The organism is Limnobaculum zhutongyuii, assembly GCF_004295645.1.
Lineage (GTDB): Bacteria > Pseudomonadota > Gammaproteobacteria > Enterobacterales > Enterobacteriaceae > Limnobaculum > Limnobaculum zhutongyuii.
The window spans coordinates 460,795-477,728 of record NZ_CP034752.1 but is presented as its reverse complement, the minus strand read 5'-3'; the positions used below and the strand labels follow the sequence as shown (position 1 = coordinate 477,728).

The 16,934-nt window shown below is 47.7% G+C and carries 7 protein-coding genes; 2 read left to right on the top strand and 5 right to left on the bottom strand.

The annotated features are described in order from the left end of the window. Positions 1 to 11: 11 nt before the first annotated feature. The gene (locus EKN56_RS01725) at positions 12 to 1,148 is read right to left on the bottom strand and encodes a threonine synthase (RefSeq protein WP_130590230.1); all 1,137 of its coding nucleotides are present in this window, start codon (positions 1,146 to 1,148) and stop codon (positions 12 to 14) included. Positions 1,149 to 1,401: 253 nt separating this feature from the next. Between EKN56_RS01725 and EKN56_RS01720 the strand changes: the two genes are divergently transcribed. Continuing rightward, the gene (locus EKN56_RS01720; protein ID WP_246019932.1) at positions 1,402 to 4,833 is read left to right on the top strand and encodes an autotransporter outer membrane beta-barrel domain-containing protein; all 3,432 of its coding nucleotides are present in this window, start codon (positions 1,402 to 1,404) and stop codon (positions 4,831 to 4,833) included. A gap of 66 nt (positions 4,834 to 4,899) precedes the next feature. Here EKN56_RS01720 and EKN56_RS01715 read toward each other — a convergent pair whose 3' ends face one another. The 3 genes from EKN56_RS01715 to EKN56_RS01705 all read right to left on the bottom strand — a co-directional run bounded on the left by EKN56_RS01715 (position 4,900) and on the right by EKN56_RS01705 (position 8,353). Continuing rightward, on the bottom strand, positions 4,900 to 5,637 hold the full coding sequence (locus EKN56_RS01715) for a DUF3142 domain-containing protein (RefSeq protein ID WP_407656518.1): 738 nt from the start codon (positions 5,635 to 5,637) through the stop codon (positions 4,900 to 4,902). Further along, the gene (locus EKN56_RS01710) at positions 5,607 to 7,775 is read right to left on the bottom strand and encodes a hypothetical protein (protein ID WP_130590229.1); all 2,169 of its coding nucleotides are present in this window, start codon (positions 7,773 to 7,775) and stop codon (positions 5,607 to 5,609) included. The genes EKN56_RS01715 and EKN56_RS01710 overlap by 31 nt, the downstream gene beginning before the upstream one ends. An 89-nt stretch (positions 7,776 to 7,864) precedes the next feature. After that, on the bottom strand, positions 7,865 to 8,353 hold the full coding sequence (locus tag EKN56_RS01705; protein WP_407656517.1) for a YbaK/EbsC family protein: 489 nt from the start codon (positions 8,351 to 8,353) through the stop codon (positions 7,865 to 7,867). A gap of 123 nt (positions 8,354 to 8,476) precedes the next feature. Between EKN56_RS01705 and EKN56_RS01700 the strand changes: the two genes are divergently transcribed. Then, a complete protein-coding gene (locus tag EKN56_RS01700) occupies positions 8,477 to 9,136 on the top strand; it encodes a helix-turn-helix transcriptional regulator (protein ID WP_130590227.1) in 660 nt (219 codons plus the stop codon). 318 nt (positions 9,137 to 9,454) lie between these two features. On the opposite strand, the gene EKN56_RS01695 is transcribed toward EKN56_RS01700, so the two are convergent. Further along, a complete protein-coding gene (locus EKN56_RS01695; RefSeq protein WP_246019930.1) occupies positions 9,455 to 16,927 on the bottom strand; it encodes an autotransporter outer membrane beta-barrel domain-containing protein in 7,473 nt (2,490 codons plus the stop codon). Positions 16,928 to 16,934 lie beyond the last annotated feature (7 nt).

Sequence of the window (16,934 nt, the reverse complement as noted above, 5' to 3'; positions counted from 1 at the left end):
TTCACTTCCCCTTATCCGGCAAAAATATCACTCATGCCACCAGAAGCCTTCAGGCCAGAACCGGTCAGAATCACCACCGTTGTTTCACCTGGCTTAATAACGCCGCGCCGCATAAATTCATCAATAGCTGCGGCGGCGGTTGCGCTGGTTGGTTCAGCATAAAGTCCCATTGAAGTAAGCTTTATCACTGCCTGAGTAATCTGTTCTTCCGTTATCGCCGCAGTATTGCCGCCAGAACGACGAATAGCCTCTAACAGTTCTTTCAAACGTACCGGACTTCGAATAGCGGTGCCTTCTGCAATGGTTGCTGCATATTTTGTGGGTACTAACTCTGTAGCGCCGGCCTGAAAGGTGGCATCTATTGGCGCACAGTTTGTCGGTTGTGCAATCAGCAGCTTAGGCAGTTTATTAATTTGACCCGCCGCTAACAGCTCACTAAAACCAATATCGCAGCCTAAGACGTTACTGCCGGCACCGGTAGGAATAATAATGTTATCAGGCGCTTTAAAACCTAAATCTTCCCATATCTCATAGGCCAGTGATTTAGTTCCTTGCAGAAAGAAGGGATGCCAGTTGTGACTGGCGTAAAATGTAGATTCTGACTGCCGCAGTGCTTCATTTTCCGTATCCTGACGGGAGCCTGGCACTAATTGAACCTCGGCACCAAAAGCACGGCTTTGTAATAACTTAGCCGGAGAGGTTGATTCCGGAGCCAATATGCGCGCTTTAATCCCGGCAGCGGCACAGGAAGCAGCAATAGCTGCCCCGCCGTTGCCGGAACTGTCTTCAATCAGCGCTTTCACACCTAGCTGGGCCAGATAGGAAACCATCACCGCTGCACCGCGATCTTTAAAACTGCTGGTTGGATTAAACCACTCTAATTTGAACAGTACATCAGCATTGTTCCAGCGCTTACCAACCAGTGGGGTACAGCCTTCCCCCAGAGAAACTGGATTGTTGATAATGACGGGCAATGCCGCCTGATAACGCCAGAGTGAACGATGGCGGCTGTCAATTTCATCGCGGGTAATTCCGGGTAAGGGTGTAATCATCAACGGTGCTTTCTTTTCTGAACACCAGCGCAGCTCATCTATTTGATAATTCAGTCCATTACGGTGGTCGATATATTCGGGTATCACTTTTTTCATCGGCGCCCTCCGGGGATAAGGCAAATTTGGATTAGAACAGACTCTTTTATACCTCCTATTTAGTATACAAACAATAAAATATTATACAAAGTGTTAATTTGAACCTATCAAAAAACAATCTGTAACTATTTCATGGAAAATAGTTTCATTGTAAGGTTTTTTTAATCTTTAAACTTTTTTCATGTTTGTCATACATAAATAGTTTTAAAGATAATTATTCATAATATTTATTATTTAATACAAAGGAATGTAGATGAAAAATCTGATAATACCCTTGTCTCTGCCCATATTGATGTTTGGTTCCCCAATACAAGCGGCTGACAGCTACCAAATTACTAACCCACAGGGTGCATCTGTATTTCAGGTTACATTCTTTAATCAGGGTGAAGCACCTGAAGCGCATCCTGATGCAGAACCTGTCAGTCCTTCAACCTGGACCCTCGACACCCAACAAAAAGCAAAAGTTCTTAACAGCATCGATTATTGGGCTGAAGTAATTAATCCTGGTCCCGGACAACTACCCGCTCTGATTCACATCACCACATTTGATGATGAAAATGCCGTTGGTGGCGGCGAATTTGTACATCAGGGTCAATTGAGCCTCACTGAATTACAGGCTGCATTGCTTGGCCAGAATCCCGGCCCATTACCATTAGGTTCCCATGCTCAACTGACTCTGGGCAAAATGGATTATGATACGCTTGCCTATGTTCCTTCATTATTGCCGCGATCCACCACTCAGGCAGACACTTTTGGCATCGCACTTCATGAGTTAGCCCATGGTTTAGGTATTAACAGCAACATCACAGGACAAAACACGCTACTCAATGAAGATGAAGATGAAGACAGCGAAGAAGATGAAGAAACCACAGTAGATACTCCTTCAGCACCTGCATCTGACACGGCGAGTACTCCTGCTACCCCAGACGCTAATAACAGCGACAGCAGCTCAACCCAGGATAACAAACCCTATTCATCAAATACTTATGGCAGTTGGGCCGAGCACCTGCGCGATGATAATGGTCGTTCTATGCAGCCAGAACAGGCCATTTTATGTTCAGAATGTGAGAACCCTTACTCAGATAAGGCTTTTGATGTACGCAAGGATAAAGGCTATTTCACTGGACAATATGTTTGTGAAGTACTGGTTGGTTCAATGCCGGGCGTTCCGGTAAAAATCATGGCAGAAGACGGCAAACTTGATACTGATTACATGAGCCATATCGAATTAAAAAACAGTTTGATGAGCCATCAAAACTACCGCAATTACACCACCTTTATGGAGGCTGAATTGGCGGTATTGCAGGATATGGGATATCAAATTGACCGCCGCAATTTCTTTGGTTTCTCGGTCTATGGTGATAATCAAACCATTATCAACCAACGCGGCTATTCATTATGGGATGCAGCCGGACAAACTTACCTTTCGGATCAATACAATAATTCCACTCTCGGATTAGGGCTGCATATTTACGGCAGTCATAACCAACTGCATCAGGCTGCTGACATTCTGACTTCCGGTGCGGGAGCAGCCGGTATCCGAGTCGATGGGGAAAACAATACCCTGATCATTGAACCTGGTACCCGTGTTTACGCCGATGGGCTCAATGGCCGCGGCGTCATGTTTACCTATGGAAAAGATCACAACTTTATTCATCAGGGGGATATTCAGGCAAATGGGGAAATGGGGATTGCCGCTATCTTTGATTTTGGTAATAACCTGCTGGGTAACACAGCAGAATATCGTGGTTCTTTTATCCGCTTTGTTGATGCCGAAGATGCTGAGTTACTACCGGAGTTAAAGGGAGCACTGGTAGACAATGTTGATATCAGTGGTCGTCTGGCAGGAACAGATGCCGCCATTTATATTGCACCAAATGCATTAGTTAACAACATCAATATATTAAGTGGTGCACGTCTGGAGGGCGCTATCTATTCTGACTATAACCAAAAAGATGACAACGGGCAGCAGCGCCTGACCCAACTCACTTTTGGTAAATTAGCTGATGCTAATGGTCGGGCAACCGATGACGCTAATACCAACTTCAATTTGCGTTATGACAATAATATTGAAGGTATCAACAATCTGGCATTAGAGCTGTCAGGAGGACAAACCTCTCTCAATGGAACTCATCAACTCTATAGTGTTAATGTCGCTTCAGGTGCCAGACTGGGCGGTAACAGCCAATATACGCTTAACGGTAACGGATTATTCAACAACCACGGTGTTATTGCTCCGGGTAACTCAATGGGCAGAATCGATATACAGGGCAACTACCAACAGGGTCAGGATGGACGACTGTTGCTGGAAATTGCCAGCGATGGTTCCGGCGATATCTTTACCGTTAGCGGCACAGCCGACTTGAATGGTCAGTTAACCTTTGTCCCTCAGGCAGGCTGGTACCCAACTGGCTGGACACAGGATACCCGCGATATGTTGAGCTTTGGTTCAACCGTTGGAGAATTTAGCGAAACCAATAGTCAAATTGAATCAGCAACGTTGAAATTACAGATTACTCCTCAGGGTAACGGCCTGTATCAGTTATCCATGCTGCGGGATAACAATGCCTATAGCCAGTATGCTTTAGATGACAACGCCCGGCGGGTTGGTCGCGCATTAGACCAGATCGTCATGAATGCTCAGTCTGATTTACACCCCCTATTTAGCACACTGGACTTTGCCAATAGCACCACGATCGCCAATGTGCTAAATCAGCTTTCTCCGGCGAATTACAGCGCGATGTTTGCCAGCTCACTAAACCGTGAACAGCAAATTGCAGATATTATCAGCACGCAAAATACTTCAACTTCTGATTTATCAGAAACCGGCCCACGAGCTTTTGCTATCCCGTTTGGCGGAGGCTTCTGGCAAGACCGCCAGGGTAATCGCGTGGGATATAACGCTTCCAGCTACGGCGTTATCTTCGGAGCTGAGAAACCCTATGAAGCAGACCATGACTGGACATTAGGATTCCACGGCGCGGTTAGCGGTCAAACGGTAAAAGTTAAATCGCCGGAGAACGGTACCGGGAAAACTACTGCCTTTAATTTAGGTCTGCATACTCGTTACACCCAAGACCCAATGGCAGGTTTGTATCTGTTTGGTAACGGACGTATTGGTATTGAAGATGGCTCTATGGATCACAGCGTCAGAATTGGGAACTATCGTACCAATAATCAGTCTGACTGGACCGGTCTGAGTGGCTCACTGATGGCTGGCGGTGGCTACAACTGGAAACTAACGCCAGAACTGAGTGCCGGACCTGTTGCCGCATTGAACTATACGGTGTTATCTCATCCTGATATTAATGAAAACGGCTGTGGCAGCGCCTGTCTGGAGCTGGATGCTAAAAACGTTAATTCCTTGCGTTCCAGTATCGGTATTGGCAGCACACTGGATCTATCACGGGCAACGGGCCAGGGAATTAAAGCCAGCGTACAGCTAACCTGGAACCATGAATATCTGGATACTGATTTGGTGCAAAATACTAATTTCAGCGGATATGACAACGTTTCATTTAGCAGTAAGAACCGGATCGCCAGTCGTGACTCCGCAGGGGTTCAGGGAAATCTGAGCTATCAGATTAATAAAGACGTAACGGTTAACGTTGGTGTATCCAGCGATCTGTTCCGCTCTGGCTATAACTCTGTATCGGGGAATGCGGCAGTAAACTGGCGTTTTTAAGCCCTAATATATCTGTTAAACATATGCCCTGTTTTCTAAGCAGGGTATATTATCAATATAAAGCCATCAGCCCGGATTCAACAAAAAAACCACCTCACCACCATAGTAAGGCGACTGCGATAGCCGCTGTTGCCACTGTTTATCCCATTCGCCATGCTGAACTAAACCAACACGAAAAGGAATAGTTAAACCAAGCAGTGCAGGTAAATAGGCATCATAGTTGGTGACAGTCTTACGCCCCTGGTAGGTTTGCACCACCAGCTCATCCACCGGTAGTTGATTAAGTTGATTCACATTCCCAGTTTTCGCCCAGTCTAGCAGGCCGGTCACGCTTAAAGGGCAATCTTTGGGTAACTTGTTGCGTACCCGGCTTAAGAACTCTGCGTACTTATCAAGCTGGTAACTGGCGGCATCAAAATCGATTTGAATACCAACCTGCTGATTACCTGCGGCAACCCACTTTTCCCGTAACGTTAACATGGCATCCAGCATTGGTTCCGGAATATCCAGCGTCGTAACCCGTATTGATAACCAGAGTTTGGGCGCTTTTAATCGACTTACCGGGATCCCTTTACTCCACAGTCGGGCTTTTCCCTGTTGGCGAACAATCTCCCCCTGATAGAGATAAAGCTCAGACATCTGATGCAGTACGGGCTGAGGACGAACCCCAGCCCACAGCCAAAACTTCTGATACTGGCTGGCATCAACCCCTGTTTGAGCCGCACAAACAACCGGGCTCAATAACAGGCCAAATACCAGCAGAATGCGTTTGATCACCAGTAATAACGGAGTTTCTCTGCCCACTCCGATCCTTTGTAATCACGTTTTAACTGCTGGAACCAGGATTTACGCACATTACTGTCAATTTCCTGTCCATCGCAACTGTTATAACCCGAAGGGGCATAACACATTATTGCTCGATACAGGGCGTAGCTTTTATCTTCCGGTTCTGTCGCGGGGTTAGCAATCACTTGCTGATAACGCGTTAAACGGCTCTGCGCTTTGCCTTTAAACATGGCTGGCGCATCGTTTAGCTGCCATTGCAAACCATACTCCACGCCAGTATCAACACGGGTTTCTGTCAGGCGGAAAAACTCCCCCATACAGTTAAGCGCATGTCCATCTTTAGGCTGACTTGCCAGTACTTCAGCTGTTTTGTCCAGAGATGCACAATGATACCCTTTCTCTGTATTGCTGCCGTCCCAGTCAAATACCGCGATATTCACATCACCCAACTTCTCTTTATCAAACTTCGGTGATACTGAATCTTTACCTAAAGCGCGATCTTTCAGGTAGTCCGAATAATTTCCGGTGATCAAATCACGAGTGAGTAGCGTATGCAGTGCAATAATACGCTCTTCATTATTTACGCCAGAAGCCACTTGCTGACGCAATAGTGAAGCATTCGCGACATCTTTTAGCACTAAAGAACGGAAACGAAGCGAAGTTACCGGACTGTCCGCAGCAAACACCAGCTCAGGTTTTCCCTGATAGGCCAGTGAATTAGTCAGCATCAACTGTAGAAACTGCTGCTGAATCGCGGTGGTTTTTAAGGTCAGAAAATGACGCCAGTGCGCTTCGGCCTGAGGCCACTTTTTCTGAGCCTGTAACGCCTGCCCTAACAAAACTTGAAGGCTGAAATCTACGGTATCTGTCAGCGCCTGTGTTGTGGCCGCGGGAATGGCAGACTCTACTTTGGCGTAATCTTTTGGCAAATAAAACAGCCATGCATTATGCAGATAGTTCCATGCCGGGGTCATACCGGCCTTTTCAAACATTGGCTTATAGCCGTTAATTTCTGCTTCAGTTACCAAAACTGCGTTCGGACGAGACTGATAACCTTCCCGCAAACGGCGCAGCGTTTGAGTCAGGGTTAACATTGGTGTTTCTGGCGCGGAAACGAATTGATTATCGATATCCTGCCATGCATAGCTGCTCAATAATTTGGTATCAACTTCATTAACTAAAGATTGCAAGGCTTCCATATTTGCTGCCCGCCCCAGAGCTTGCTCTGAGCTTTTAGCCAGTGCATCCCAGTCAGCAGCAAACCAGTAAATGCGGCGATATAAATCCTGAGTTGATGAGGCATAACGTCCGGTTGGATAAGCAGTCAGATAATCCTTCGCTTTTTGAGCGGCCAACGAAGTCAGGTTTTTATCGCTTTTGGTGACGTCAAACATTTCATATTCATCTAAGGCATGTTCAACGGCCTGATTTAGCGCCACGCGAAACAGCATGTAAGTCGCGGCTTCTGCCACCCAAGGCTGATTCGCCTTTAGCAGATTCTGAAAGCCCGCACTGGCCTCACTAAAGTTGCCATTGTAAAAATAGGCAGCACTGAATAAGTAATTATGCAAATCGGCAGCATGTGATTTTTCCGGGAAAGCGGCGGTTGAAACATCTGCCAGCTCGGGATTAATCAGGATGTTCATTCGCTGATGAGCTAAATCTTTACGCTGTTCCGGCGTAAGTTGTTTATCATCAATCAGTAACTGGAAAAATTGAGCCAGCGCTGCCGGGGTGTTCGATACCATTCGACCACGCCCCCCCAACAGCATCTTATCCGACAGATCCAGAGAACTAATATCAACCCCAAGTTGATCCGCTAACTTTTTAATCGCCGGTATATCAACTTCGGTGATAGCAAAACCATACTCATTGCTACCGGACGGAGGCGCCACACGAGGAATATTAAAAGGTAACTCACGGCTACGAGCCGGCTCAGTTGCCAGAGGGGCATACAGAGAAGCAAACTGGTGCTTATCGGATTCCAGCAACAGCAAATTTGCACGGGTATCGTTACTTACCCATAAGAATGGATAACTACCCAGAGGAAGAGAGCACGGCGCTAACCAGAAATCACATCCATCACCATCAAAAGATGCCTGCGCCGGCTGACACAATAATCCGGTAAGGCATGCTGCTAAAAATAGCTTTTTCACTCGCTCCAACTCCCTGTCATGACTGAATTCATTCGCCGTTTTTTATCATATTCTTGGTGAGTTATCACTACATGATTAATGACCAAATATTAAGCTGATTCTGAAAATTCAACTTGCTCTGGTTTAACAATACGTTGGTAATCTTCTACATTAAGCAGTAGCGATTTTTCTAACGATCCGGCATTAAAGACCATCTCGTCTAATTGCTTAAATAACAAAGGATCAACCACCAGCTTAAGGTCAGGGTGAAAGCTAAAAGGAGGAATGGCACCAAATACACACTGAGTTAGCGTCATCACCTCTTGTGGGCTGGCCAGTGACGCCCGTGTTCCGCCCAGTTTCTGAGCCAAAACCTGCAAATTAGCCTTACGATGAGCGGGAAGTACCGCCAGAACATGTTGCTTAATGCCGTTGCCTTTCACATGACAAACCAGCGCCTTCGCACCCTGTTCAATTTGCGTTCCTCTGGCTTTAGCGGCCTCTTCAGAACGTCCGGCGCTGGCATGTTCAATGACCCGATAGCGAGCCTGTCCACACTCTAATAAAGTAATAAGCTGGTTAAAAATAACTGATGACACAATGTCCTCTCCTTGTAAGGTGCAAGATGCCGGAAAGCATACTCGTTACCCCTATAAATATGCTATAAACTTCTTATCATATTGTATAAGAGTCAACAGAAAGTAAAATCGGATACCTGACTGATGCCATCAAATAAACAACCATCTTCATCCGCAGAGCACGAAAATCAACTATTACTGCGCGAAGCGAAAAAAATAGCGACAGCGCTGGGCAAAATGTTTGCCCCCAGCTGCGAGGTGGTATTACACGATCTGACTCACCCTGAGCATGCCATTATCGCTATGGAAAACTCGCTGTCAGGACGAAAAATTGGCGATCCGGCAACGGAGATGGGGTTAGCAAGAATTCAGGACGATCAATTCCCTGATGTGGTGCAAAACTATGAAAACCATTTTCCCGACGGCAGACCGGCGAAAAGCACCTCAATCGGCTTGAGAAACAGTCAGGGAGAGTATGTGGCAGCCCTGTGTCTGAACCTGGATATTTCACTGTTTAATACCATGCAGCAAGTGCTCAGCCAGCTAACCGCAGTAAATAACCACGAAGCCCCGCTCAATGAATCGCTAAAATCATGGAAGCTGGACGATATCAGAACAGAGATCAACCACTACGCCGCCACGCTAAACACCCAGCCTCGCGCCCTCTCTTCTCAACAGAGACAGAAGCTCATTCGCCACCTGTCCGATCAGGGAATGTTACAGCTACGCGGAGCAGCCACCGCAGCCGCCGACACCCTCGGCATCTCCAGAGTCTCAATCTACAACGCCCTGAAAGGGCAGTGAGTTTTTAAAATTAAACATAAACAAACGGCAGTCTGCTGGCCGCCGTTTTTAATGAATAACAAAATCGGATAGTTTAGTTTTGATCTTTAACCAGCCAATCGGAGGGAGAGGCCGCCGTTGGGGTCGTAGCAGCTTTAGCTGCCGGAGTGCCCCTAGGCGGACTAGGCCCGACGCGCTCCGAAGCTAAGTACAAATGGTCTTCCGGCCGAGCACAATGATAAAATGTGCACATTTGTTTTTACGGCCAGAATATCCATTGATGCCAATTAAATTTACCGGCGACCAAAGGCCGCCGCTCTCCATAACACCTAATCCCAATCAGAACCTAACCTTAAACCCTACCGATCCAGCAATCGACGACTCTACCTGAGAATCATTGCTGTTATTACTGTAGGTTTTACCCACTTCACCATAGGTCTGAACCTTATCGCTGATGTTCCAGGTTCCGCCCACTGCTACTTCAGTACTCTGATAATTTTGGTCAGAACTTAATGAAGTGCTGGCAACGTTATTACTGAAACGAGAACTATCTTTACCACCAGATAATCCCTGCCACAGGTTGACACGTACATACGGTTGCAGTTTTCCTTTATCGGTTGGGTAGTCACCCACAATACGAACACCCAGACGTCCAATCACCGAATCATCCGAATCCATTGACGCGGTGGTATTGGAGTTACCACTCAGAGCAATGCTATCAAAATTGCTGTATTGATAGATTATCTGAGCCTGAGGTTCAATCCGCCATGCACTTTCAGCAATTCGGAAAGGTTTACCCATCTCAAGGGAAGCCATCAAGGTATTACCATCAGGATGATAGTTGGTACTCCCGGTTTTCAGATTCACATCAATGCTGTGGTTACCGTACTGCAACACACTGTCGAGATAAAAATCATTATCAGCGGTGTAAGTGGCATAACCACCTAAATAGAGCGAATTGGAATCAATTGACCCCGCCGTTCCCCGGCTGCCGGAGAAATCACCAACAACGTTACTATTAACATCCATCACCGAAGTATAAAAACCGGCTTTCCAGTTGCGATTGCTGTAAACATCAACACCAACCTGCAATCCAGTCATATGGGCATTCAGCTTAGAACCAACCTGATCGTTAAGGGTTAAATCGGAAGATTTACCAATCATTCGACCCCAAACCCGATTTTCATGGGCCAGCTCGCTGCCTTCATTAACTGCCAGTTCGTCCCCTACACGTTGATGAAGAGTACCCAGAACCGCCAGATCCGACTGACGAATCAGCGGTGCAACAGAAGTCATCAACGGCACTTCCGGGCGATAAGCAGTACGTAAATACCAGTTCTCACCGCGGCCCTGAGCATTACCGGCAAACAGCTGATACTGATAAGCACCGGCTTCCAAATGGTCAGCCGTTAACGCGAAGGCATCACGGGAGCTTTGTGCGGTAGTGGTTGCGCCATTCAGAGCCGTAACCACCTCAATACCATCACCAACACTCTGGCCACCTAACTGGCTAACATCAATATCCAGAATCGTTTTGCCTGATACATTACCGCCGTCAATCACCAGCCGGTCAGCGGTGCCGTTACTACCCGGTTGCTGTTGTGCTGCAAGTTTAATAACCCCATTCAGACCAACATAGTCACCTTTAGCCGTCAGAGTTGAACCAACCTGAGCGCCGCGTAACGAAATGATCCCCTGGTTCAAAATACCGGCAACGGTCTGGTTACTACCACCGGTATCCAGTAAGGCATCACGGCTTACCACATGGATAGAACCTGCACTAAGGGTATTTGCCCCCTGAGCCAACAATGTTCCCTGTTCCACCAGCGTTCTACCGGTATAGCTATTTTGTCCGGCAAGAACAGTGGTACCACTACCTTGCTGCCACAGTTGACCTGTTCCACTCATCACACCATCAAGGGTGTAACGGTCTGAGCGATCAACCTGTAATATTCCGTTATTCAGCACATCGCCAGAAATACTACCGATAGTGCCACCGGTACCCAGTTTCAGTGCGCCCTGGTCTATCACCGTTCCACCGGTATAGGTACTGTCCTGAGTTAACGTTAGCTGACCTTCACCCGTTTTCGTTAATTTGCCTTCACCGGTCACTGCCGTCAGTAGCGAAACCACCTGTCCGGCAGTATCAATGGCACCACCATAGCTACCAAGGCTAACCTCACGAGCGGTATCAAATGCTGCACCATAACGTAGAGTACCGCCGTTAATGGTGATGCCGTTTGATATCAGCCCCAGATTATTATCACCGGAGACTTGCAGCGTACCGCCGCTGATGGTGGTTCCACCCAGATAATCGTTATTACCGTTCAGAATTAATCTGCCGATATCTGCTTTATCCAGACCGCCGCTGCCGGTAATCACACTATCAATAGTCGCGGTGTAAGAAGCTCCCGGTGCAGTACCATCACCAACCCGAATGACAGTGTCCGCAGTATTCGTCGTGATGCTATCACCGACAACCACATAGCCATCGGAAGCAAACTGCGCCCCGCTGATGCGAACGGCACCTAAGCTATTATCAACGGTAACGGTACCTTTATTACCTTCAAATACCGCAAAAGCATCATCGCTGTATGGGGCGTTAAATGCACCTTCAGGTGTGGTTTCATCGGTGGTCCAGTTGTCGTTACCAGCACTGGCCTGCCAGAGACCATCACCACCATCAATGGCATTATTGTTTTTCAGGTTGCCGCCGGTGCCACCGGTACCATCCCAGAAGCGTAACGTAGTACCAGCACGGTTAACCAGATTCACCTGATTAGCTACCGAAGTTTGAACATACAAGTCGTCAGCTGCCACCGGACCGCTGGCGATATCCAATACGTTATTGGTCAGAGAACCGGTATAGTTGATCAGGCGGTAAACCCCCACATCAAACCGACCACCCGCAGGCTGAGTAATATTCAATTTCCCGTTAAGATTCAGGTCACCATTAACATTCATCAGGTCGTTATAAGCACCGCCCGGGTGGTAAGCCTGACCCAGTTGATAATCCAGTTGAGCATTATCTGCCAGCGTTAATCCACCCATGGTTAATACACCCACCTCACCAATGGTAGAGCCTGCGGCAATATGTCCATCGTCAGCAACGTTAACGTGGCCACCCAATACACCAGAACCGCCCAGTGTAGTTTGAGCCATGACGCTAACGTCACCCGTTGCAGCACCTTGCTGACCATTGACTAATAAGATGCCCTGCTCAATCAACGTATTACCGGTATAACTATTGCTACCGGTGAATGTCAGGGTACCGCTACCGGTCTTAGTAAAGCCACCACCAGCACCGCTGATGACACCGCTAATGGTTTCACTACGATTAAGCGTTCCTTCCGTTAAGGTATTTGCCCCTAAATGAATATCACCTGCACCAGACAGAGAACCAACCGTCGTCGAAGCATTCGTGGTATCAACCAGCCCACCAGCCTGATTCACAATAGTGGCGTTTTCCGCTAAGGACTGACCGAAGAAGGCAACGGTTCCGCTGTTGGTAATCAAAGCAGAACCAGCATTAGCGTTATCCGCCAGATTCAACGTTGAAGTACTCAGCAAGTTGATATTGGATTGCGCACCATTTGACTGACCAAAGAAATTAATCACGCCACTGGCTTTACCATCAATTAGTGCCGTATTTGCTGATGAAGTGCCATTAAAGTTCAGCGTACTGCTGTCTACGGAGAAGTGATGCTGCTCTGCACTGCTGGTTCCATTCATATTAACAGTAGAACCGGTTTCCAGAGTAACGAGGCTACTGCTTTTACCTAATGCTCCGGTAACGTTAGCATTCACCACCACCTGGCTCAGACCGTTGGTGCCTTTTACTGTGGTATCACCCTGATAATCATTTAACAAATCAAGATTAAGGGTGCTGTCTCTTTGGGTTTCACTACTCAGTACCGTCAGCGAACCGTTGCCGCCAATAACTCCCTGAGTATTTAACGTGTAACCATTCAGGTCAAAATTCCCCCCGGAGGTTCCCAGGAAGATCTCACGCTGAGTGGTAAAGTCCGCACCGTTTTGTAAGGTGGAACCGTTATTAATCGTCAGTGATGTCCCCAACAGCCCCAGGTTTTGTTCTGCAGATACCTGCAATATCCCGCCGTTGATACGGGTTCCACCGGTGTAACTGTTGTTGCCTTTCAGAATCAGACGACCGTTGTCAGTTTTCAGCAATGTCAACGAATCGCCGCTGTTAAGCTGCTGGAGATCGGCATTAATGGTGGCGGTATAATCCGCACCGGCACCGCCGGCACCGACACGGATCAGGAAGTCACCGCTACCAACGGTTTGTCCGGTATACAGCTCAGGAGCCATAGATGTCGTGGTCTCGACAATTTTGATAACATCGCCACCGATCACATAACCAGATGAAGCAAACTGGGCTCCGGCCAATACGACGTCACCAAGGCTGTCATTTACCGTAACTGCCGCGGCTTCTCCCTGAAAGATTGCAAATGAAGCCTGTTGCCATGGCGCATTACCATTGCCATCCGGCAACGTCCAGTTGTTGTCTCCCAACGAGTTACCCGGTGCTAGCCAGTTGCCCACACCGCCATCGACTTTTTTGTTACCTACTACGCCATCGATACCATGGTGCGAGAATTCACCACCATCCCAGAATTGCAGGGTCAGGTTATTACCGTTTACCAGGTTAACTTCAGTATCAATTGAGGTTTGGACAAACACATTATTTCGGTCTGCCGTTGAAGGAATTGAACCAATAGTCAGAGTGTTATTAGCATTATTAGGATCGGAATCGTCGTTAGTGATATTACCGGAGTAGTTAAACAGACGATAAACCCCCGGGCCAAAATACCCGCCCTGAGATACATCGACATTCACCTGACCTTTTAATACCAGATCTTTCACATTAACCAGATCGTTCAGATCACCACCCTGAGAGTATGCTAAACCCAACTGAAAATTACTTTGGGTGGTACTGGTCAGGTCTAAATTACCTTTAATATTTAACGTACTGGCGCTATTGTCCCCCGGTGTCAGGATGCTGTTAGCATTCATAACCACATCACCACCAATGGTGCCTTTCCCGCCCAGAGATGCGCCTGAAAGTACCGTTGTCAGCCCGGTAGCTGCACTCTGATCGCCATTGATCAGCAAAGTACCATTATCAACGCGCGTTTCTGCCTGATAACTGTTATTACCGTTTAAGCGGGTTAAGCCACTGCCGATTTGATGGAATGCGCCGGTACCAATGATGGCTCCGCTTAGCGTTAACTCTTTTGATAAATCAATGGTAAACAGGCCATTATCGATAATAGATGTCGCTTCAGACAGGCTACCGCTGGTACCACCATCACCAATTTGTAATGCGCCCGTTGCATCAATGAGCGTATTACCGGTATAGGTATTTTCTCCCAGTAAGGTGGTGGTTCCGGTAGCGCCTCGTTCAAGCTGGCCGTCACCACTAATCACTCCGCTGTAAACCTGAGTAGCCGATATACCGTCCAGCACCACTTTACTGGTGCTGCCACTGGTAGCAATATCATAGTTATTTAATGTGGCTTTGGTGGCATCACTGATATTGTCAGCAGCACGCAGAGTCGCACCATTCGCCACGTTAATGGTTGGTGTTGTGCCGGATAACGCTAAATTATCAACAACACGGACATCGGCCTGGCCTCCAGTGACTGTAAGACTATTCCAGCCGGTACCAATGTTTGTCGCTTTAGCCAGATCGTCAATTATCAGAGAACCAATTTTGGTACTTGGACCGGTGCCATTCCATAAATGGGTATCGGTTAATGTCAGTTGGCTGTCCGTTCCCCCTTCACTAAGAAGGTGGCGAGTAGCGAACAGGTCAACATTACCCAACTGTGCGGTATCACCACCGTCAGCACCGGAGAAATTAACTTCCCCGCCAAAAGTACCGCTATTCCAGACGAAACGATCCTGACCGGAATCAGCATTGATTATGCCGAGCGTTGCACCACCGTCGAGAGTAATAACATCATTACCGCTGCCTGACTGAATAGCTAATGCCGTATCACTGGCAGCCTGCAATGTTCCTTTATTAGTAATGGTATTATTCGCACTACCACCGGCATTTATCAGCGTAGCCTGCTGGCTGTTAGCAATAATGGAAGCGTTGGTATCATTAAGAATGGTTCGGCTGCCGGCACCAGCACCGCTGATATCAATAACATCCATCGGGCTGGTGGTACTACCTGATGTAATAGAACCGGTATTGGTAAATGCGCGGGCCAACGCCGCCTGAACAATATTCGACCCTTCACTGAAGCTGTTAATCACGCCACCATTACTGATACTGCCAAGGGCTATCGGCGCATAGATAGCTGCACCACCCGCGGCATCAATATAGATATTGGCCTGAGTATCGACACTGCCATCGGTTCTTGCACGAATAGCGTCCCCGGTTGCGGTGTGCGTGGCATTATCTACGTTGATGGTATAACCGCTACCGATATGCAAATCACCGGTGGTATTGCTGCCATCTTCATTTTCAAAAGCGAAGCCCGCGCCGCTGAAGTTACTGTCGTCTCCCATAACGTTCAGCACGTTACCGGTATTGGCATTACTGTCATCGGCAGTAAATGTCACCGCAGTACGTATTGCCGGGCCATCTGCCGCATTAATCGTAACGTTATTCAGTTTGATATTGGAGCTGTTGGCATTGTTCTGGATACCTGCTCCGCTACCACTAACGTTGATAGTGGTATTTTGCGCTGTCAGAGAGACCGCACCGGTATCCATCAGAATACCGTGAGCACCATCCGTTGCATCAACCCGGTTATCATTACCATTGATGGTTAACGTGGCACCATCAATCAACTGTACGGCAGCCAGTCCACCATTGGCGGTAACCGCACCCAGTTTATTAACCACCGCGCCGCTACCTTCAACCTTAACCCCAACGCTGCTGCTTGGGCCTGTACTACCCGCGCTGCGGCTAACGGAAATGGTACCGTTGTTAGTTAACTGCCCCTGATTTTGGATATACACGCCAAGGTTGTTATCACCTTTAACGGCTATCGCAGAGTTATTGGTAGCAATGCCGCCATTGTGCAGATAAACACCAATATTATCGCTGCCTCCCAGTTGAATACCTGAGCCACCAGTCAGCGTTAACTGGCCATTATAAGAAACGTCATATCCTTTAATACCGCTTTGGGAGCTTTGAGTACTGATTTGTGCACGGGAAGCAACGGTGGTTGGCAGAGTCGTAGTGCTAATTTTGCCATTGATTTTATAATCCCGCCCATCAACGACTACTGCGGTAGTATTGTTATTCTCTAACAGGATGGCACCATCACTGATAACACCCTGCGCACCACCGGTAACTTTTACCCCTACCGCCTGTTCCCCTTTAACGTGAATTTGAGCATCACCGGTTAGCAGTCTTGAGGCCGTTGAACCATCCCGTCCATTCGTGTGTACCGCAACAGACCCTACTCCGCTGACAGTCAGGTCATAAGGGTTTGCCAGACTACCGGTAGAGGTACCGGTAAAACTGGCCCCATGGTCGATAGCAAACAGAATAGTTCCCGCTTGCCCATTATCACCCAAGGTAGCGGTAGCCAGATCGATCTCTGCCTGTGGACCATAGGCGTAATAGTCGATCTGATTTTCACCGTTAAACTGAATAGTGGCTGAGGGTTGAACATTAATCAGTGCATTACCCCGGGCGTGAACCCCTACCGCACCATTAGCATTCAGAATTATTTGTGAGGCGATATTTGCACTGGCTCGATAACCATTGTCCCCTTCAACGAAGGCGGCAAAATTACGGTAATTCAGATCGCCAGAGCCATCCACGGTTATC

Excerpts from the sequence above, each read along its gene's own strand:
- EKN56_RS01725 (WP_130590230.1), bottom strand. The coding sequence starts at position 1,148 with ATGAAAAAAGTGATACCCGAATATATCGACCACCGTAATGGACTGAAT.
- EKN56_RS01720 (WP_246019932.1), top strand. The coding sequence starts at position 1,402 with ATGAAAAATCTGATAATACCCTTGTCTCTGCCCATATTGATGTTTGGT.
- EKN56_RS01700 (WP_130590227.1), top strand. The coding sequence starts at position 8,477 with ATGCCATCAAATAAACAACCATCTTCATCCGCAGAGCACGAAAATCAA.